This is a genomic window from Parabacteroides chongii, from assembly GCF_029581355.1.
GTDB lineage: Bacteria > Bacteroidota > Bacteroidia > Bacteroidales > Tannerellaceae > Parabacteroides > Parabacteroides chongii.
Genome location: NZ_CP120849.1, coordinates 5,208,119 through 5,226,285 on the forward strand (window position 1 = coordinate 5,208,119; position 18,167 = coordinate 5,226,285).

The window sequence follows — 18,167 nt, forward strand, 5'->3', positions numbered from 1 at the left end:
AAAAAGCCGGTCTATTCCTAGACCGGCTTTCACACGTACCTTTATATATTATACTTTACTTATTTTACAAACTTGGCTTTCAAAAGATAATCGGCACAACCTTTTATCCCGTCAAACTGGGTACGGCCATCCGGCATACCTTCCAGTTCGACATAATATTCCTTTACACCGATCTGATAGGCCTGTTTGAAGATCATCTCAAAGTTCATAAAGCCAGATTGTCCAAGGATTGCACGATCTTTGATATGCAACAGTTTAATACGATTCGGATATTTCTTCATGTATTCCACCGGATCATTCTGCCCGATCACCGTCCAATATACATCCATTTCAAAGAATACCAGATCAGGATCCGTATCTTTCAGGAAAAGATCATAGATTTTTTCGCCTTTGTTATGGCGGCCGAATATAGCTTCTTTACCTCCGGGAAGTACTTTGGCAAACTCAAAGTCATGGTTATGGTAGCCAAAAGGAATACCTGCCGCTTTTACAATTTTTCCGGCTTCGTTGAAAACATCGCAAACATAGCCTACCTCTTCCACACTGCGGGTACGGGGTTGTCCGGGCTGAACCAGATATTTCACACCTAACTTGGCATGATCGTCTGCCGTCTTTTTCCAATATTCCATAATCATATTGCGGGTATCCGGCGTGTACTCGCCTGTCGGAGGATTCACGTGAGAACTGGTGATCTTCAATCCGGCATCTTCTGCCATCTTCTTGAATTCCATCATATCGACACCATTGATCTTGCCGTTATTGTAACCCGCCAGTTCAAGAGTGGAATAACCCATCTTTTTAAGGTTCTTCATTCCACCGGGAACGTCCTTCATCAGTTCACCTCCCAAAGAATAAATCTGTAAACCGATACTTTTGGCAGCAGTCGTTTCCGATACGACGGGAGTGGCTGCATGTAATGATTCAGCCTTTCCGGCTACCAGCCCCCCTAAAGTCAGGACAGAGGCACTTTTTAGAAAATTTCGTCTATTTACCATGGTCTATTAAAATTTAAGTCTTCAAAGGTATTGTTTTTAATCTGAAAAATAATTCTATATTTGTTCTAAAATAAGAGGCTTATAAATAAATTTAAGAGTATGGAACCTATTTATTGTCAAAGTTGCGGTATGCCGCTGATATCCGATACGGATTATGGAACAAACCAGGACGGGAGTAAAAACAAAGAGTATTGCGCGTTCTGTTTTAAAGACGGGAAATTTGTACAGGATGTAACGATGGATGAAATGATCCAAATCTGTCTTCAGTATTCAGATTCTTTCAAACACGACAACGGCGAAAGCTACACAAAAGAAGAAGCGCTTGCCGGCATGCAGTATTATTTTCCTCAACTGAAACGCTGGAAAAAAGAGTGAACCTCTACGAATCCAATCAAACTGTGTAATACGCCATTATGTACCAGGAATATCCTCCATGCCCGTCACTGGCTCCCTATATCGACAAATATTGGGAGGTGAAAGGCGAGACTGAATACGACATGCGTTATAAGATATTGCCTGACGGATGCGCGGATTTCATCTTTTCCATCCAGGAACCGTTGCAACCTCTGAACGGTGAAATGCTGATGCAGCCTTACCGTTTTTATTTCGTCGGTCCCATGCGGGTTTATTCCGAACTGGTCACACGTTCGACCAACCTTCATATGATGGGTGTACGCTTCTCTCCTTGCGGACTGGCGGCATTCACAAAGGTTCCTTTGGGAGAATTTACCGACATGCGAATCGATGCTTCCGAATTGGATATGCTTTTCGACAATAGTTTTGCAGAAATGTTATGCGAAAGAGAATCTTTGCAGGAACGCATACAAATCATAGAAAGGTTCCTCCTTTCCCGCCTGTCCGCTATCATTCCCATAGACCGGCAGATGTTGCAGGCAACCGATCTGATCATCCGGTCGAACGGGATGCTCCCCATCCGTCAACTGACCGATAAATTATATCTCGGCCAACGTCATTTCGAGCGCAAGTTCAAACACGTCACTGGTTATACACCGAAAGAATTCAGCAGGATCATCAAATTCAGGAACGCAACCCGAGTTTTAAGGGGCATAAAAGATACAGACATGCAGCAGTTAGCCATCGACTGTGGCTACTACGACCAATCTCATTTTATCAAAGAGTTCAGAAGATTATCTGGAAGCAATCCATCCGCATTCATGTCTTTACCGATACCGGAAGACGATCCGCTTACCTATATATAATAGAAGAAAGTCGATTTTTTACAACAGCAACCGCGAAGTTTCCCTTATGTTTGCCTCCGAAACAAAAAAATAGTTTTATGGAAAAGATCAAACAAGAGGCAATCGAATTGCTGAATAACTGCGAGGTGTTGACATTAGCCTCCATCGACGAGCAGGGTTATCCCCGTCCTATAGTCATTTCGAAGATCAAGACAGACGGGATCGATACGATTTGGTTCTCAACGGGAACGAGTTCTGAAAAAACAAAGAATTTTATCGAAAACCCGAAAGCAGGCGTCGCTTTCTTCAAGGAAGGCGACAGTGTGACGCTGACAGGCACCATCGAAGTAGTCGAAGACGCTGCGGAAAAGAAAGCATTATGGGTAGACTGGTTTTATGAGCATTTCCCCAAAGGTGTGGAAGACCCGGAATATTGTATCCTGAAGTTCACCGCCGAACATGCAACCTACTGGATTGGCCATAAGTTCGTGAAGGGGAAAGTGTAAACATCATATACGTTTTAAATAAATATTCGTTCGATAACCGTTCTTTATTCGTTCGACAACCATCGAATAAATAAAGAACAGTTATCGAACGAATAGAGAACAACTGTCGAATGAATACTTATTTTAAACCCAACGGTAGTTTACATTCAGACATTAATCATCCAACTCTCCCTGATTCCGCATATGTTTGCCATCGCAGAAGGGTTTGTTCTGTGAAAGACCGCAACGGCATAATGTAACGCGGTTGCGCACCGGATAGACACGTCCGTTTTCGTCTTCTATAGGAATACCGCCTTTCACCCAGATAGGACCGTGTACGCTGGCAGGGACATCTTCCAGGATACTGATACCTTCGGGCAGTTCGGGTTCAATCCGTTTGCCATCTTTCGTAACGGCTGTCAGACGACCGCTGGGGCAGTTGGCGCACTGTTGTTTTACTATTTCAATCGTATCCTTCGAGTCACCCTCCTCCACCTGTTGCCAGGCAGTACCGTGCGTATCGCAGAAACGGGCTACCGCACAAAGGCTTTCGGCATCCAACATATCGATCACTTTGCCTTCATAAAGGACAGACATTTCATCGTACGAATCGTGACTGGCCGTCGTATCTCCTTTAAAGCCAATCTTTTTATGCGTTCCGTCGCAGAAAGGTTTGTTGTGCGAGCCACCACAGCGGCACAGATGATATACGCCTTCAACGGAATACTTTTGTATTTCCTTATAACCGGTGGAAGCTCCTTTCCGGTCGCCGATATAACGTAACTGATTCAACGGGATATCCCCGATCACTTCGTAAGGTCCGTTCGGGAGAACCTTGATTTTCTTTTCACTATTAGATTCCATCACCTAAGTTGTTTTAATTTTATGTACTATTTATTAAACAACCTGGATTTCAGTTTGTTTAGTCAAACCTTCCGGAAAATCAAGCCATCCGCTAAAATCCCAGTCCAAGCTCGAACATGAAACGGAAACTATCGGTCGAACCGAACCATGAATACTTCGTCGTGACCTTGTTGATCAACGTCAGCCATACCCCTCCTCCGTACGAGGTATGCCACCTTTTCGATTCTTCACCCGGGAACCAGACACGACCGTAGTCGAACCCAGCAAACACTCCGTACTTCAAAGGGGTGAATGGATTCTTAAGTTTCCCCATATCCAACCGGATATCCGAATATTGGTAAAAAGCTTGTTTCCCGATAAAACGGTTATCCCGGTAACCGCGTAGCTCGGTAGATGCCGCCTGGTAGAATTCGTATTTATTGTTGAAGAGCAGTTTACATTTCGCCATCGTCGCCCAGGTCAGACGATCGGTAATCCGTACGTCCAGCTCCATAGAAGCACCGGCATAAGGGAAATTACGTCCGGCATCCCTCAGATTCATCATCCAACCGGCTGTTACAGTTCCACCGATCCGGGGAATAAAAGAAGAAAGCTCTTTCTCCGTCTCTAGCGTAGCCCCCAGGTCGAAGAAGTAGTTATTCTTGAAAATCCGGTGATCTTCGGGATAATACTGGTTGATGAAACGGTCGCTCGTTTCCTTCGCCTTGAACATTTCCAGCGAAGTTCGAACAGTCAGCTTTTCATTCTTTCCGAAATTGAGCAGAAAAGAAGGCGACAGTTTGAACTCGCGGATATGGACACGGTTGTAATTTTTCTTCGCTTCCTTATATCCGTCCGTATTATTCCCGAAACCGAAAAAGTTATAGAAGTTCCTCTTCGAACTGATTGTAGCCTCTATATTGAACGATTTCTTTCCGTCGTAAGAAGGAAAAATCCCCTGGTACATGAACCCTTGCAGGTAATTATACCCGACACGGTGCTGGTAAGTAAACGGCGAACGTTTAAAGCCATACATCGTATAGGTAAAGAATGTGCCGAGACTGAATCCTTTATCCGAGTCGTAAATCCCCCAGGGTGTGAGCGACATTTTATGATATTTGATCTTATTGTAGTCATACTGATGTATTTCCGGTATATCCGAAAAAACTTTACGGGCATGAAGAATGGAGTCTAACCGGGCCTTTTCCGACTTATACTCGTAAATCCGTATATGATGACCCGGGGCCAGCCGGTAGCTATTCTCACCACGGCCGGCAATCAAGAAGACGGGCATTTCTTTCTTTGCTTCTCCGTTCACTTCAAAACGGTCGTCACCTTCAAGGCCGTATAGCCAAAGTTCCTTGGTCTTTTTCCGGCTATATTTCCGGTCGAACACCAGTCGGTCTGTCTCTTTATCGTAGATGCGGATAAACAAACTATCCGGATTAGTACGATCGATGACGAAACGGTCAGAACGGTTGCTTCCCGTCAGAACCGGGGTTCGCTGCAACTGATCGAAATAAGCCGTTGCTATCTCCTCCAGCCTATCCCGTCTCTGTTTCACGATCACGCTGATCCGTTCGATCTCCTTATTCTCTATTCCTTTCGGCAAACGCGAAAAAGCATCGTCTATCACCGAATCGGTCAGTGTCCGGCGGATGAATCGGGCCTGCTGCATCCATACATCGGCATCACTTTGGGAAGCCAACGCCATATCCAAAGAAAAACCCAAGGCGTTCTCTTTGCGGACGCTTTTCAGCGAAGGATCGTAATTAACAATGAAACCCAGGCCCAACACCCGGAGCATTTGTTTGAACAAAACGCCGTCAACCTTCGTAAAAGCATGGTTACGGTCGATGACGATCGGGTCGAAGGTTAGGCTGTCGCCCCGCTTACGCGCTATCCAGTTCCAGTTTTCGGGTATCTTATTCCAGTCACCTATCACCATATCCAACAGACGTTCGCGGATATAAAGTTCCTGATTCACCTGATAATTCTTATCCGTCCGGATAGTATCCAGCAAATCTTCTGTCAGGAGAATATTCGGGTGGGTATTAAAATCGGGCACATCGATGACACTGACCAGCTTATTTCCGATAGGCGTTCCATCCGCTACTGTATCGGTTGTAGAATACTCGGGCAAGTAAAAGATTCGCGAATTATTTGAGTTCAGCCCCGACGAACGCGCCAGATAATCGGCAGAGATAAAGGTAAACGGATTGATAATAGTATAGGCATCGCCGATGAACTGGTCCAGATATGTATTTCTGAATACTTGTTTGCTATAGACTTCCTGGAAGAATTTCGATTCGAGGAAGGTAGTATATCCGCCTAGCGGCTTCAAAAGACATAACTGTGCCTGATCGTTTTCCAAAAGTAATCCCTGGAAATCAGTAGCCTGCTCCACCACCTTCATCCCACCCCAAAGCGTTTGCAGGGTGACGGCAGGCACGGTGATCGGGATAGAATATAATTTCCGGTAATGTTCTCCCCAAAGCATCTTATAAAAATCACTTTTCTCAGTGGCCGACGACGGGTAGATCGATTTTCGGACCAGCGAATCACCTTCGGTCATACCGGCACTGTCGACCGGCAACAATAGATCCGCTGCCGCCTCCGGAGACGGAAAAAACAGCAGGACCAACAATAATATATAGTAACAGACAGTATAAACATGTAATTTCATCATCTGCAAACTGAATCACAATTATATTCAAACAAGTAACACCTGTATATTTACATAACAGAGCAGGCATTCAACTTGTTTTGCTCATAACGCCTGGCAGCCTGATCCAGTTTTTTTCGTATTTTAGCAGACAATAAACGAATCCTTTAAAAAGAAAAGCTTATGAGTTTTGCTGGCCATGTTTTCGATATGATACGAAGGAACAAAGAGGATCGGGAGATGCTCAGACAACTCCGTGACCGGGGAAAAGACACCCGTGCAAAGTATGTTTCACAACTCCCGGACATCAGTGCCGAAGAGTTCGACCGGATCAACCGGCAGGTGAAAGAACGCGAACAAGATGAACAAAAGTACTTCTTACAAATAAAATATGTGATTTTACTGGCTGCCCTTGCCGCCTTTATCTTATTATGGATCATATTAAAAGTATTCTCTTTCTGAAATTCTCATAAAAATATGGCAAAGAATAATCTGACTTACTGGTATCATCTGATCGCAATCATCACGGTTATTATCTGGGGTACGACTTTCGTTTCGACAAAAATCCTGATTCATAACGGGCTGTCTCCCGTCGACATTCTTTTCTACCGTTTCGCGCTGGCTTATGTCTGCATCTGGTTTATTTCGCCCAAGGTGCTGTTCGCCAGGAGCAAACGGGATGAACTTATGTTCGTAGCCGCCGGGCTTTGCGGGGGATCGATCTATTTTATTACCGAAAATACGGCGCTGGGGATCACGCTGGCTTCAAACGTGTCGCTCATCATCTGCACCGCTCCTATCCTGACGGCGTTTCTTTCGCTCCTGTTTTACCGCAGGGAGAAGATCAAACCGAATCTGATCTACGGCTCGGTCATAGCACTGATCGGGGTGGCGTTTGTCGTGTTCAATGGTAGTTTTCTACTGAAAATCAATCCACTGGGAGATATGTTGACGCTGATCGCAGCGTTGATGTGGGCGTTTTACTGTCTGATACTGAAACAGATGGGGAACCGGTATCCGACATTGCTGATTACCCGGAAGGTGTTTTTCTACGGGCCTGTCACATTAACCCCGATGTTCCTGCTCCATCCGTTGAATACGGATACGGCGATACTCTTCCGCCCGGTCGTTGCAGCTAACCTGCTGTTCCTGGGTGTGGTAGCATCGATGCTTTGTTACATCATGTGGAACACGGCAGTCAAAGAGCTGGGTCCGTTCCGCACGGCCAACTATATCTATATTGTCCCGCTGGTGACGCTGATCACTTCCGCCATCGTGATCGACGAAATCATCACGGTGATCGCCCTGATCGGATCGGTCTTTATCCTGAGCGGGGTTTATATTGCGGAGAGGGGATTTCATTTTAAAAGTGTCTCAGTTTGAGGTGTAATTTTAGCACCTCACAGTCTTAAAATCCTACCTGAGAATAAAAAATAAGACTTTAAGCATGCTAAAACAAATGTTACAACCGGAAACCTGAATAAAGCAGTTCAAAGGAACATTAAGCGTTTTCCCGTTGATTTTATGTTTCAGCTAACAAAAAAAGAGTTTGAAGAACAAAACTTGATATTCCAAAATGGAACATCAAGATGGGGTGGTACTCGTAAGTTTCAGATAAGCCACGTAACCCGGTAGGCTTTGTGAAGCCAAAGTAATTAAGGTTTATTTTGTAATCAATACTCAGCTATAAAATAATCGCATTCTTATAACCAATCAACAAGAATAATTATCTATCTTTGCCAAACATCTATTAACAGATGTATAACTAAAACAATTAATTATGGACAAATTTATCAATCCTTTCTCGGATTACGGCTGGAAGCGAATTTTCGGCAGTGAAGTAAGCAAAGATCTTATCATCAGTTTCCTCAATGAAGTCATTCAACAGGAAGTAATCGTAGACATTACCTTTCGTAATGTGGAAATGTTGGGTCTGAAACAAGACCAGCGTCGAGCCGTTTTCGACATCTTCTGCGAGAACGAAAAAGGGGAAGTCTTTATCTGCGAGATGCAGAAAAGCCGTCAGAAATACTTCTCCGACCGGGTGTTATATTATGCCTCTTTTGCTATCCAGCAACAATCCATGATCATAAAAGAAAAACTGGAGAAAGAACCGGAGGAAAAGATCCGCAAACGATGGAACTATCATATCAGTAAAGTGTATGTCGTTTGTGTACTAAATTACATCATGGACCCGTCCCACCCGGAGAAATACCGCTGGGATATCGTGCGCATGGATCGCGAATTGAAGGTGCCCTTCAGCGAAACGCTTAACGAGATTTATCTTGAAATGCCGAAATTTGTGTTACCTTTGCGTCTATGCGACACTTTTTATAAGAAGTGGTTATATGTTTTAAACAATATCGAGATCATGGAACGATTACCTAAAGAACTCAACAACCAAATTTTCCGCAAACTGAAAAGCATTGTGGAAGTAGCGAGTATGACTCCCGACCAACGGCTTGAATACGAATTGAGCCTCTCCGTCGAACGTGACCTCTCCGCTGCCCTCGATACCAGCTTCGAAGACGGGATGGAAAAAGGTAAGGCAGAAGAACAACGCCTTATCGCTGCCAACTTAAAAAAACAGGGAATAAATATCGATACGATTGCGCAATGTACCGGATTGTCGGTAGAAGAAATAAGTAAATTGTAATCTATAGTTGCTTATTAATCGAATCAGCCAGATCGCCATACATTAAAAACAATCTGGCTGATTTTGTTTGAGTCCACCTTTTGAACCTTTCCATCCCCTTCCCCGTTATTTATTCACTATTATGCGGAACGCCGACTAAACGGCAGACAAATAATAATGAATAAAGATAAAACACAGAACAACGACAAAACGCCGAAAAGCAAGCTGCTGATCAAAGCGTTTGAGGAACAGGTCAAGATAAAAATTGACCTGGGAAGGGAAAGAACAGCCAAAAACTACCGTACAACTATTGCCAAAATAAAGACCTACCTCTCGGAACAGAGCGATAGCGATAGCAATAACCGTAATGCCAACGGTAACCGTCCCCTCCCCACCCTCCGCTTGCACCACATCGACACCCAATGGGTACAGGATTTCACAGCCTGGTTATACCGGCAGCACCCCGATACCCCCGGTACGGCAGGCTTCTACCTCAGCAACTTCAAAGCCATGTACAACCACACCGTCGAACAAGGTCAGGTCACCTACCCCGATAGCGGCTACCCCTTTGCCCACGTATCGATAAAAAGCCCCGTCCCCTTCAAACGCGCCCTTCCCCAAAAAGAGGTACAGCGGCTGAGCGAAAGAAACCTCTACGCACAACTCACCCCCGCCTGCCGCGACTCACTCGACCTCTTCCTATTTATCTTCTTTTGCCAGGGCATCTCTTTCCACGACCTCTTCACACTCACCTACCACCAGATGAATGCCCCCGACTACATTCTATATACACGCAGTAAAACCAACGTCCCCCTCAAAGTAAAGCTGACCGATGAAATGAAATATATCCTCCAGCGCCATCGGAACCCCGACAGCCCCTACCTCTTCCCTTTCCTGCACGAACGGAGGAAAGAAAAAGCGGCAGGCCCATTGAATGAAGACTCCGCCCTCAAACGCACCAACCGCCACCTCAAAAAAATCGGCAAACTACTGGGAATCGAAATGTCCCTTACCACCTATGTCATGCGTCATACCTTCGCCACCCTGATGCTCTCATCCGGAGCCACCGTCGAACTCATCAGCCAGTGCCTCGGACACAAATCCATCAAAACGACACAAATCTACCTGTCGAAACTCACGACCGAAAAATTGGACAAGGCGACCGACACGATGCTCGATATGTACATACGTCAACCCGGAGAACAAAAAGAAGTTTCTCCCCCCAAAACAAAGAAACACCGGACAAAAACGACGAAGAAAACAGAGAAAGCTTGTCAAACAAAGGATCTCGAAGAAAAAAAATGTCCGTCTCTTAACAAGAAACGGACATTCGCGGACTTACTTGTCCGAATCACGCCGGCAAAAGTAATGAAAACCTTTTATATAAAAAAGCCAGAGAAGCATTGTTTTTTAATATTCTTTCATCACATCCTATTATTTTTTGCTGAAAAAGGCTTTCAAATTAGTGTAAACAAGCTGTACTGAAACAGCGACCTTTTTAAATATGCCTTGATTTTCAGAGCCTATATATTGTAATTTTCCGAATGTCCGTTTCTTGTTAAGAGACGGACATTCGGACTTACTTATTCAGAGAGGCTAAACAGATCAAAGCAACAACTAAATACAACGCACTAGTATGAAGGATAAACGCATATTTTTAATTTTATCGGCAATAGTACTGACGGTATCATCCGCCTTCGCCCAAAAGATAGCACTTAAAAGCAATCTACTCTATGACGTAACCACAACTCTCAATATTGGTGCTGAAGTAGGACTTTCTCCTGACATCACACTGGATATTTCCGGCAATCTCAATGCCTGGACATTCGGAGGCGGCAAACAATGGCGTCACTGGCTCATCCAACCCGAGGCCCGTTACTGGCTTTCCAAAAAATTCGACGGACATTTTATAGGATTGCATGCACATGGAGGCCAGTTCAATGTGGGAAACCTCAAATTCCTCCATACCAAAGAAGTCCGTCACCAGGGATACCTGCTGGGAGCCGGTTTTACCTACGGCTATAACTGGAAACTCAGCGACCGCTGGAAACTGGAAGCAGCCATCGGCCTGGGCTACGCCTACCTCGATTATGACCGTTATCCTTGCGGTACTTGCGGAAAGAAACTGTCTGGCGACACCAAACATTACTTCGGCCCGACCAAAGCAGCATTCTCTCTTATTTATATCCTTAAATAATATATAATCTAAATCAATAAAAAATGAACAAAGCAGAACTAATAACAGCAATCGCCCAGGACATGGGAGTGACTTTCGTTGCAGCCAAAGGATTTATCGATAGCTTTCAACGGACCGTCTCCAATATTCTTGCAGAAGGCGATATGATCTCACTTCACAACTTCGGATGCCTGCAAACGAAAGAACAGGGAGCACGCCCGGTACGCAACCCCAAAACAGGCGAGCCCGTCATGCTGGCTCCCCGTACTACCGTCCGTTTCAAGCCGGGAAAGCTACTGCTTGAAACTGTGAACAAACAGAAATAATTACTTTACAATAAAGCTCAAATTTTCAGAGAAACAACTTAATCATTTTATTAATTTAATTATCAATCTTATGAAACTAAGAAACATTTTCGCTGTTGCGCTGGCAGGTCTGGCATTCACAGCATGTAACAATGACGACGTACCCGGAAAAGGTACAGATGGAAATGGAGCAGAGAAGACCTTTATCGGCCTGACTATCCAACTTCCCAAAGGAACAGTGACAAAAGGGGCAACAGATGCCGCAGGTACTGCTAATGAAAACCGCCTGAAAACACTGCACATCTATTGCTGGACAGGTATGAACATCGGTACGCCCACGACAGTGGATATTGATACCGAAGCCACAGCGGATGCAAGCGGAGGTTATACTGTAAATGCTGCCATCGAAGGTGTAGTGGGTGCGAACAATATCTTCGTGACGGCTAATACGGCAGCTCCTATCACCGGTCTGACAGCCGCAGGTGTTACACACGACACTCCGCAGGAACTCACACAAACACTGGCAAGCCTGATCGATGAAACAGGAGGCGGTGAAGGTTTCGTTATGTTTAGCAAGGATATTGTAGAGGTAAATGCCGCTGCAGCGGCGAAAGCTGACGTAGAAGCTGGTTCTGTAGCTACAAACATTGCAGCAGTCACACTGCGTCGTGCCGTAGCCAAAGTAGCTCTGACTTCTTCTTTGACATCTACAGATGGTACAGGCATCGATGATGAAGGTGGTTTCTGTAAGATATACGACGTCAAATGGAACATCGCAAATCAGCCGGCCACCCTGTATCCGGTTGTTAAATTTGCGGCAGGACTCAATTTTGAAGCAGGTAACATCATCAGCCCGTATACAAATTTTGATCCCAACCTAGACCCAACTGAGGCCGTTCCTGCCATAGGTGAGGCTGCCGCTTTACAGTATTGCAAAGAAAACGCACACGGTAGCGCTAACGATTACACCAATCAAAATACAACGACTATTCAGGTGATGGCAATATGTTCTCCTAAAACATATTATAAAGAAGTAACCGATGCAGGATCTGGAAAATTCACCGCAACTACTGCTAACAACCTGGCTAAAGGTACTACTTTCTACACCTTGAAAGCAGCAGATGGAGAGTTGGCTGCCAATTCATTCTTTGATGAGACTGCGGCAGGACAATATGCAACAATCAAAGGCGGTGATAAAGCCACTTACTTCAATGAATACAAAGACGGTAAATGCTATTGGACAATTTATATTCATAACGGTGCAACACCGAAAGTGTACGGTGTTCTCAGAAACAACCTGTATACCGTTAATATCAACAGCATCAAAGCTCCCGGATTCCCGGCACTTCCTATCGACAACACTCCGATCGCTTCGGAAGCCTGGATTCAGACGACCATTGCTGTCGAACCGTGGACTGCTAACGCGATGGGAGACGTAGACCTCCAGTAATATTAACCCCCGGCTCCGGATAAACACATCCGGGGCCGGAATATAAAAAACAATCATCATGGCAAACGAAGAAGAAAAAATCATCCTACAAGCCGACCTCTACGACAACCTGCTTACGGAAGAAGCCGGCGATTACACCGCCCGGCTCCGCATCTCAGGCAGCCTGCGCAACAGCAACCTCGCCCAGCGTATCCTCGACCGCGGTTCCGAATACCGGAAAGATACCATCGAAAACATTCTCAACATGGGTGACCAGGAAAAGGTGAAAGCACTCGCCGAAGGCAAAAGCGTGGTGGACGGCGTCGGTCAGACTATGATCCAGATAAAAGGCAATTTCGACGGCGAAACCGCCCCTTTCGATCCCGCCAAACACAGCCTCATTATCTCCTACACCCCCGGCAAGGCCCTCCGTAAAGCCATGCAACGGATCGAGATACAAACCAACAAAGCCACTACCGGCCCGGTAATCAACTCGATCACCAACCCGATGACCGGCGAGGTCAATGCGACTATCCTGCCCAACCTGCCCCTGATCATCGCCGGTGCCAACCTGAAAGTGGCAACCGCCGAAAAAAACACTAAGGAGGCAACAGCAGGTCTCTTCTTCATCTCCGAAGACGGTACGACCGAAAAGCCCGCTTTATTGATCGTACATAACAACCCTTCCGAACTCACCGTCGTAGCCCCCGACCTCAACGCCGGAAACTATTACGTGGAGATACGCACCCAATCGGCTGCCGGAAGTAAACTGGTGAAAAACATGCGCACCTTCCGCTATCCCATCCTCCTCACCGTAGGAAGCACGGAAGACGACCGGCCGGTGATTGAAAATGACGACCGGCCCGAGATTGAATAGGAAACATACCTTCCAGTCTACTGGAAACAGATCGTGCAGCAGACTGGAAAGCCGGTTCGCAACAGACCGGAAGGCCGTCCGCCTAAAACATGTTAAAACAATAAGATCAAAATGAAGAGAAAGATGAAAAGTCCAATTTCCGCCAATCGGTTCGCTATCCACCTGATGGCTATGCTGATAGCACTCTGTATCCTACCGGGATGCGTCATGCAGGACCTGGAAGAATGCCCGCCCGTGCCACCTGCAAAAACAGGCAAAGTATGGTTCAAATTCTCCTTCACCCTCCACAATCAGATGGGGGAAGACGGGACGTATGAAGACCTGTTTGCCCGCTATACCCAAAGCGTAGAAATCTTTATTTTTGATGCCGGCGGACGATTTATCAAAAAACAGACCGACACACAGGGGCCGTTCACCGACGACTACCGTTTACAAACGGAACTTGCCCCCGGCGACTACCGCGCCATCAGCTGGGTAAACCTGCACGCCAATCCCGACATCATCCTCCTGCCCGAACCGCAGGAAGGCATTACCACTTTCGACGAGATGCAGGTGCAACTCCGGCACCTCACACTCAAAGTCACACCCAACGCCGCCACAGAACCCATCCCGCTGTTTCACGGCGACACACAGACATTTACCATTCGCGCAAACGATGGTTACGACCAGGAGATCGTCATCCCCTCGGGTCTGACGCGCGACACTAACCGCATCCGTTTCGCCATAAGCTGGCGCGACAAAGACACGCAGAAACTCTGCCCCCGATGGATGCACGCGGATTCCACCCGCATTTATATCGACGATAATTATGGAGCCATCGGTTTCGATAACCTGCCCGTACAAACCGACAGCCTCAATTACATACCCGTCTACCTCTCCGGCGGACAGGCTGGTAAAAGCACGTCCGCTACCGGCAACAGCGACAGTGAGGGCGACGAAGCGGCAACCCTGCATGCACAGGCCGGCATGCTCCGCCTGATGACCTCTTCCACCCCGGGCCTGCGCATCTGCCGCCTGCAACCCGACGGTTCCGAAAAAACGGTTTACCGGGCCGCACTGATGAACGACTTCATCTCCCGGCTTTATAAAACACAGGAGGCGCTCGACCGGGAAGACCTTTTCAACATCGAACTCGAATTCACCTGCGAACATGTCTCCGAACCGGACGAACCGGACGAACCGGACAATCCTGATAATCCTGATAACCCGGACAACCCGGACAACCCGGACAACCCCGACGATCCCGACAATCCCGACAACCCTGACGTTCCGGACATTCCGGACATTCCGGTGAACCCCGATAAACCCGGCAAAGAAAGCTGGATTGCCGTTAAGATCAGCATCAACGGCTGGACATTGGTAGACAACGGAGATATAGACCTCTGATAATATAAAAAAGTAACAGATCATGATAATAACAAGACAATACGGACGATTGGCACACTTTTGCATCACCCTGCTGCTTCCCTGCCTGCTGGCGGGAAGCCAGGGAGGATGTACCCGCGAAGAGCCTCTCTCCTACGAAGAGCCGGGACAACCCGTTATGATCAGCCTCAGCAACCGGGCGATCAACGCCGGAGTATCCGGCGAACAGGTGAATACGCTCCGCATCCTTTTGGTCAACAGGAATAACATCGACCGGACAGTGGTATGTAACCGCTTCGTCAGCAGCCCGACCGACCCCCTGCTTATAAAAGTGGTCAGCGGAATGTTCGATGTGTATGTAGTGGCCAACGAGATGCCCGACGGCACCGAGTTTACCCCTCTCCGAAACGTAAGGAACCTGACAGGTATCAGGCAGGTAGCCCTGCCCTACTCACCCGCCGACCGCAATATGGAAAACATTCCGATGTTCGGCAAAGTAGAGCAAGTAAATATCACAGCACCGGAAGGCGAAGTATCGTCGACAAATCCGGCATCCGTCACAGTAGCCGGCGTATCCAAAGGACACGAACTGCCTGTCTCTCTCACCCGGATGGCCAGTAAGGTGAAACTGACGCTCAAACAAAGCAACGGGACATTGAAGGCTGTGGAATTCAATAACCTGCCGGATAAAATTCCTTTGTTCGACGATACATATATCACCCCTGACACACGACCGGTCAAGACGGTAGAGACAGGTAAATTCAACCCTGTCATCTCCTCCGACCCGGCCTATCCGATCGCTTCGGAACAGGCAGATATCCTGCTGCCTTCGTGGATATTCGCTGATAAAACGAACAGCAGCCAGGCTATACAACTGAAAGCTACTGTCACGGAAGATACGGGCGACAAATCATACAGCAGTGCCATCGGGCATGCCGCAGGAAGCAGCGACGTACCGAAAGATTATACTATCTTACGGAACAAAGACTATACGCTCACCGCCTTTATCACCAACAATACGGTAACAGTCGGCGCTTCCGTCAGCTCCTGGACAGACCTGAATCTGAGCCTCGAAGACGATAAACCGGTCATTCCCCCTGTTGCACCCTGATGTCAACTCCATAAAAACATTGATAAGATGAAACGATATGTATATACAACTTCAACCCGTCTGATGGTCCTTCTTTTTATCGGAGCATGCCTTTTTAGCGGCTGTTCCGAAGAAGAGGCCGTCGGTCCCGGGAAAGAGACGGGCAACGGCCCCTCCCTCTCCATCATGGCGGCTGTCAGCCCGAGCATTCCGACACGGGCTTCAGACGACCCGTCGACAGATGTCAGAAACGAAAATGGTTCCTGGATAAGATATCTGACTATATTCCTGTTCGCTACAAATGCGACAGACAGCGATAGACCTTTATTAACAAAAACCATCCAGGTGACAAATAATCCCGCTCAGCAAAACCAGGCCAACCGGATGCAATTGACCGCCGATGAACTAAAACGGGCCGGTATCGGATTCGGATCGCATGTGGCGATTTATGCAATCGCAAACTATATCCCCGCAAATGCGGAAACCCTGACAAAAAAGCAGGTGATATCACTAACGCCACCTCTGCCGAAATACCAACAAGCAGGTGCCTGGGGAATGAGCGTTGTCCCTATGAGCGGGACAATACCGGACTACGAAATTACTTCCAATGATAATCAGACGATATCGCTGGATATGCAACGTGCCGTGATACGGATAAAAGTTTCTATTACGGATGCCGAATTCGACTACGACAAATATCTCGACGGAAAATATAGCTGGGGAATAAGCTCGATCAAGCTTTACAACGATTTCGTCGCCACCTATTTATGGAATGAAGGAATTCCCGCAAGTCCTGCCTGCCGTACTGAAAATGCGGGAATCGGAACAACTACTTTAAGCTATCCGCCAGGTGATAATTTGACAGTCGGGCCTTTCTATCTGAATTGTAACGAAACATCGGCAGTCCATACAACATCTGCCCCGATTAAGGTAAAGGTAAATGGTATTCGTTATAATGAAAACAATATCGAAACTCCTTTTGAATACACGATAGACTTGAAAAAAAGCGACGGTTCGTATACATTCGAACGAAATACCAGCCTGACCGCCAACCTGACACTGAAAGCCGGTTCGGTAGAGCTGAAAACCGAAGTTCTACCCTGGGATGGGGAGGTTGATGCCAGCGGAGCGGAAAAGCCAATGGACATAGCACCTAAAGCCAATTGCTACATCGTAAAGCCGGGAAGTACAATCCTCATTCCGGTATCGCAAGTACAGGATGCTTATAATTTCAATAGTACCATTACCCCTATTGCCGCAGATGAAAAACTGACTACCAAACTGATCTGGACAGATGTGAAAGGAGCCACATCCGGAAAGGGGCTGGCAAATGATGCCTCTGTTGCCGAAATCGAAGTATTAGGAAAAGGACCGGATGCATTACTCCGTGTAGTCGCCGGCACACAACCGGGTAACAGTGTGGTTGCCATACGAACTGAATATGCAGACAGATGGAGTTGGCATATCTGGGTAACGGATTATGATCCGGAAACAGACAATATAGTTAACGGAGCTTACACATTTATGGACCGGAACATCGGTGCCCTTAGTAATACACCTTCCTCTTCCGGAGATAACAGTACCGGTGTGGTCGGAACATATTATCAATGGGGACGTCACACTCCCCTACAGTCAAAAGCCTTTTCCGGTGACTTACCTGCCTTAATATATAATGCAGACGGGACCATACAAGTCCGGGATCAGGTTGTGCCCATTTCAATCGGCCAAGTATCCCAAAGACCCTTATCTTTTTTTACAAGCAATTATAGTGCAAAGCAGGAATTATGGGATAACGGTGGGAAAAAAACACCTTTAGACCCATGTCCGGCGGGATGGCGTGTGCCGCTCAAGACTGCATGGGACGGTGCTAATTTCGGTGAAGTTAAGACAAATGGAGTTCAGACAGATGCGGGGTTCTATCCCACATCGCAGGCTTTTATGGCATTTAATTCAATTGATGGTAAATTCAAACCATTCTTTTGGACCGCAAGTACTTATCTGGAAAACAGACCTTATTGCTACAATGGCAATTCAGAATATTTTTCCGATATGCCGGACTATTTCGGCCTTCCCGTACGCTGTGTAAAAGAATAAGCAATAGCA

The 18,167-nt window shown here is 46.6% G+C and carries 17 protein-coding genes and 1 pseudogene; 15 read left to right on the forward strand and 3 right to left on the reverse strand.

Annotation, left to right across the window (positions count from 1 at the left end):
- Positions 1-59: 59 nt before the first annotated feature.
- Positions 60-995, reverse strand: a complete 936-nt coding sequence (locus P3L47_RS19920; RefSeq protein ID WP_122351646.1) for a TIM barrel protein — start codon at positions 993-995, stop codon at positions 60-62.
- Positions 996-1,094: 99 nt separating this feature from the next.
- On the opposite strand from P3L47_RS19920, the gene P3L47_RS19925 reads away from it, so the two are divergent.
- The 3 genes from P3L47_RS19925 (at position 1,095) to P3L47_RS19935 (ending at position 2,700) form a co-directional block, all read left to right on the forward strand.
- Entirely contained in the window at positions 1,095-1,370 is a 276-nt protein-coding gene (locus P3L47_RS19925; protein WP_122361681.1) for a zinc ribbon domain-containing protein, read from the forward strand.
- Between the two features lie 38 nt (positions 1,371-1,408).
- Positions 1,409-2,215: an AraC family transcriptional regulator gene (locus P3L47_RS19930; RefSeq protein ID WP_277781901.1), complete on the forward strand. Its 807-nt coding sequence runs from the start codon at positions 1,409-1,411 to the stop codon at positions 2,213-2,215.
- 77 nt (positions 2,216-2,292) lie between these two features.
- On the forward strand, positions 2,293-2,700 hold the full coding sequence (locus P3L47_RS19935; protein ID WP_122361679.1) for a pyridoxamine 5'-phosphate oxidase family protein: 408 nt from the start codon (positions 2,293-2,295) through the stop codon (positions 2,698-2,700).
- A 153-nt stretch (positions 2,701-2,853) separates the two neighbouring features.
- Here the strand turns inward: P3L47_RS19935 and P3L47_RS19940 are convergent, their stop codons facing one another.
- Positions 2,854-3,543: a CDGSH iron-sulfur domain-containing protein gene (locus P3L47_RS19940; protein ID WP_277781902.1), complete on the reverse strand. Its 690-nt coding sequence runs from the start codon at positions 3,541-3,543 to the stop codon at positions 2,854-2,856.
- A 91-nt stretch (positions 3,544-3,634) separates the two neighbouring features.
- Positions 3,635-6,211: a hypothetical protein gene (locus P3L47_RS19945; RefSeq protein ID WP_277781903.1), complete on the reverse strand. Its 2,577-nt coding sequence runs from the start codon at positions 6,209-6,211 to the stop codon at positions 3,635-3,637.
- Between the two features lie 159 nt (positions 6,212-6,370).
- Here P3L47_RS19945 and P3L47_RS19950 point away from each other — a divergent pair, with 159 nt between their 5' ends.
- From P3L47_RS19950 to P3L47_RS20005, 12 genes and pseudogenes are all read left to right on the forward strand, one after another.
- A complete protein-coding gene (locus P3L47_RS19950; RefSeq protein ID WP_277781904.1) occupies positions 6,371-6,649 on the forward strand; it encodes a hypothetical protein in 279 nt (92 codons plus the stop codon).
- Between the two features lie 15 nt (positions 6,650-6,664).
- Positions 6,665-7,570 (forward strand): DMT family transporter, encoded by a 906-nt coding sequence (locus tag P3L47_RS19955; protein WP_277781905.1) that lies wholly within the window; start codon positions 6,665-6,667, stop codon positions 7,568-7,570.
- 78 nt (positions 7,571-7,648) lie between these two features.
- Positions 7,649-7,795 (forward strand): annotated as a pseudogene (locus P3L47_RS19960) (ORF6N domain-containing protein); the annotation flags it as partial.
- A 172-nt stretch (positions 7,796-7,967) separates the two neighbouring features.
- The gene (locus tag P3L47_RS19965) at positions 7,968-8,843 is read left to right on the forward strand and encodes an Rpn family recombination-promoting nuclease/putative transposase (RefSeq protein WP_277781906.1); all 876 of its coding nucleotides are present in this window, start codon (positions 7,968-7,970) and stop codon (positions 8,841-8,843) included.
- Between the two features lie 156 nt (positions 8,844-8,999).
- The gene (locus P3L47_RS19970) at positions 9,000-10,307 is read left to right on the forward strand and encodes a tyrosine-type recombinase/integrase (protein WP_277781907.1); all 1,308 of its coding nucleotides are present in this window, start codon (positions 9,000-9,002) and stop codon (positions 10,305-10,307) included.
- Between the two features lie 151 nt (positions 10,308-10,458).
- Complete coding sequence (locus P3L47_RS19975; RefSeq protein ID WP_277781908.1) at positions 10,459-11,019, forward strand: DUF3575 domain-containing protein; 561 nt, start codon at positions 10,459-10,461, stop codon at positions 11,017-11,019.
- 23 nt (positions 11,020-11,042) lie between these two features.
- Positions 11,043-11,324, forward strand: a complete 282-nt coding sequence (locus P3L47_RS19980; RefSeq protein ID WP_129732915.1) for an HU family DNA-binding protein — start codon at positions 11,043-11,045, stop codon at positions 11,322-11,324.
- A 70-nt stretch (positions 11,325-11,394) separates the two neighbouring features.
- Entirely contained in the window at positions 11,395-12,753 is a 1,359-nt protein-coding gene (locus tag P3L47_RS19985; protein WP_277781909.1) for an Mfa1 family fimbria major subunit, read from the forward strand.
- 58 nt (positions 12,754-12,811) lie between these two features.
- On the forward strand, positions 12,812-13,609 hold the full coding sequence (locus tag P3L47_RS19990) for a DNA-binding domain-containing protein (protein ID WP_277781910.1): 798 nt from the start codon (positions 12,812-12,814) through the stop codon (positions 13,607-13,609).
- Positions 13,610-13,720: 111 nt separating this feature from the next.
- Positions 13,721-14,995 carry a FimB/Mfa2 family fimbrial subunit gene (locus P3L47_RS19995; RefSeq protein WP_277781911.1) on the forward strand — a complete coding sequence of 425 codons (1,275 nt, stop codon included), beginning with the start codon at positions 13,721-13,723 and terminating at the stop codon, positions 14,993-14,995.
- Positions 14,996-15,017: 22 nt separating this feature from the next.
- A complete protein-coding gene (locus tag P3L47_RS20000) occupies positions 15,018-16,085 on the forward strand; it encodes a hypothetical protein (protein ID WP_277781912.1) in 1,068 nt (355 codons plus the stop codon).
- 27 nt (positions 16,086-16,112) lie between these two features.
- On the forward strand, positions 16,113-18,158 hold the full coding sequence (locus P3L47_RS20005; RefSeq protein ID WP_277781913.1) for a fibrobacter succinogenes major paralogous domain-containing protein: 2,046 nt from the start codon (positions 16,113-16,115) through the stop codon (positions 18,156-18,158).
- Positions 18,159-18,167: the final 9 nt, after the last annotated feature.

What these genes read in the sequence shown, in the direction of transcription:
- P3L47_RS19920 (WP_122351646.1), bottom strand. Translation starts at nt 995, where the DNA reads ATGGTAAATAGACGAAATTTTCTAAAAAGTGCCTCTGTCCTGACTTTA.
- P3L47_RS19925 (WP_122361681.1), top strand. Translation starts at nt 1,095, where the DNA reads ATGGAACCTATTTATTGTCAAAGTTGCGGTATGCCGCTGATATCCGAT.
- P3L47_RS19930 (WP_277781901.1), top strand. Translation starts at nt 1,409, where the DNA reads ATGTACCAGGAATATCCTCCATGCCCGTCACTGGCTCCCTATATCGAC.
- P3L47_RS19935 (WP_122361679.1), top strand. Translation starts at nt 2,293, where the DNA reads ATGGAAAAGATCAAACAAGAGGCAATCGAATTGCTGAATAACTGCGAG.
- P3L47_RS19940 (WP_277781902.1), bottom strand. Translation starts at nt 3,543, where the DNA reads ATGGAATCTAATAGTGAAAAGAAAATCAAGGTTCTCCCGAACGGACCT.
- P3L47_RS19945 (WP_277781903.1), bottom strand. Translation starts at nt 6,211, where the DNA reads ATGATGAAATTACATGTTTATACTGTCTGTTACTATATATTATTGTTG.
- P3L47_RS19950 (WP_277781904.1), top strand. Translation starts at nt 6,371, where the DNA reads ATGAGTTTTGCTGGCCATGTTTTCGATATGATACGAAGGAACAAAGAG.
- P3L47_RS19955 (WP_277781905.1), top strand. Translation starts at nt 6,665, where the DNA reads ATGGCAAAGAATAATCTGACTTACTGGTATCATCTGATCGCAATCATC.
- P3L47_RS19965 (WP_277781906.1), top strand. Translation starts at nt 7,968, where the DNA reads ATGGACAAATTTATCAATCCTTTCTCGGATTACGGCTGGAAGCGAATT.
- P3L47_RS19970 (WP_277781907.1), top strand. Translation starts at nt 9,000, where the DNA reads ATGAATAAAGATAAAACACAGAACAACGACAAAACGCCGAAAAGCAAG.
- P3L47_RS19975 (WP_277781908.1), top strand. Translation starts at nt 10,459, where the DNA reads ATGAAGGATAAACGCATATTTTTAATTTTATCGGCAATAGTACTGACG.
- P3L47_RS19980 (WP_129732915.1), top strand. Translation starts at nt 11,043, where the DNA reads ATGAACAAAGCAGAACTAATAACAGCAATCGCCCAGGACATGGGAGTG.
- P3L47_RS19985 (WP_277781909.1), top strand. Translation starts at nt 11,395, where the DNA reads ATGAAACTAAGAAACATTTTCGCTGTTGCGCTGGCAGGTCTGGCATTC.
- P3L47_RS19990 (WP_277781910.1), top strand. Translation starts at nt 12,812, where the DNA reads ATGGCAAACGAAGAAGAAAAAATCATCCTACAAGCCGACCTCTACGAC.
- P3L47_RS19995 (WP_277781911.1), top strand. Translation starts at nt 13,721, where the DNA reads ATGAAGAGAAAGATGAAAAGTCCAATTTCCGCCAATCGGTTCGCTATC.
- P3L47_RS20000 (WP_277781912.1), top strand. Translation starts at nt 15,018, where the DNA reads ATGATAATAACAAGACAATACGGACGATTGGCACACTTTTGCATCACC.
- P3L47_RS20005 (WP_277781913.1), top strand. Translation starts at nt 16,113, where the DNA reads ATGAAACGATATGTATATACAACTTCAACCCGTCTGATGGTCCTTCTT.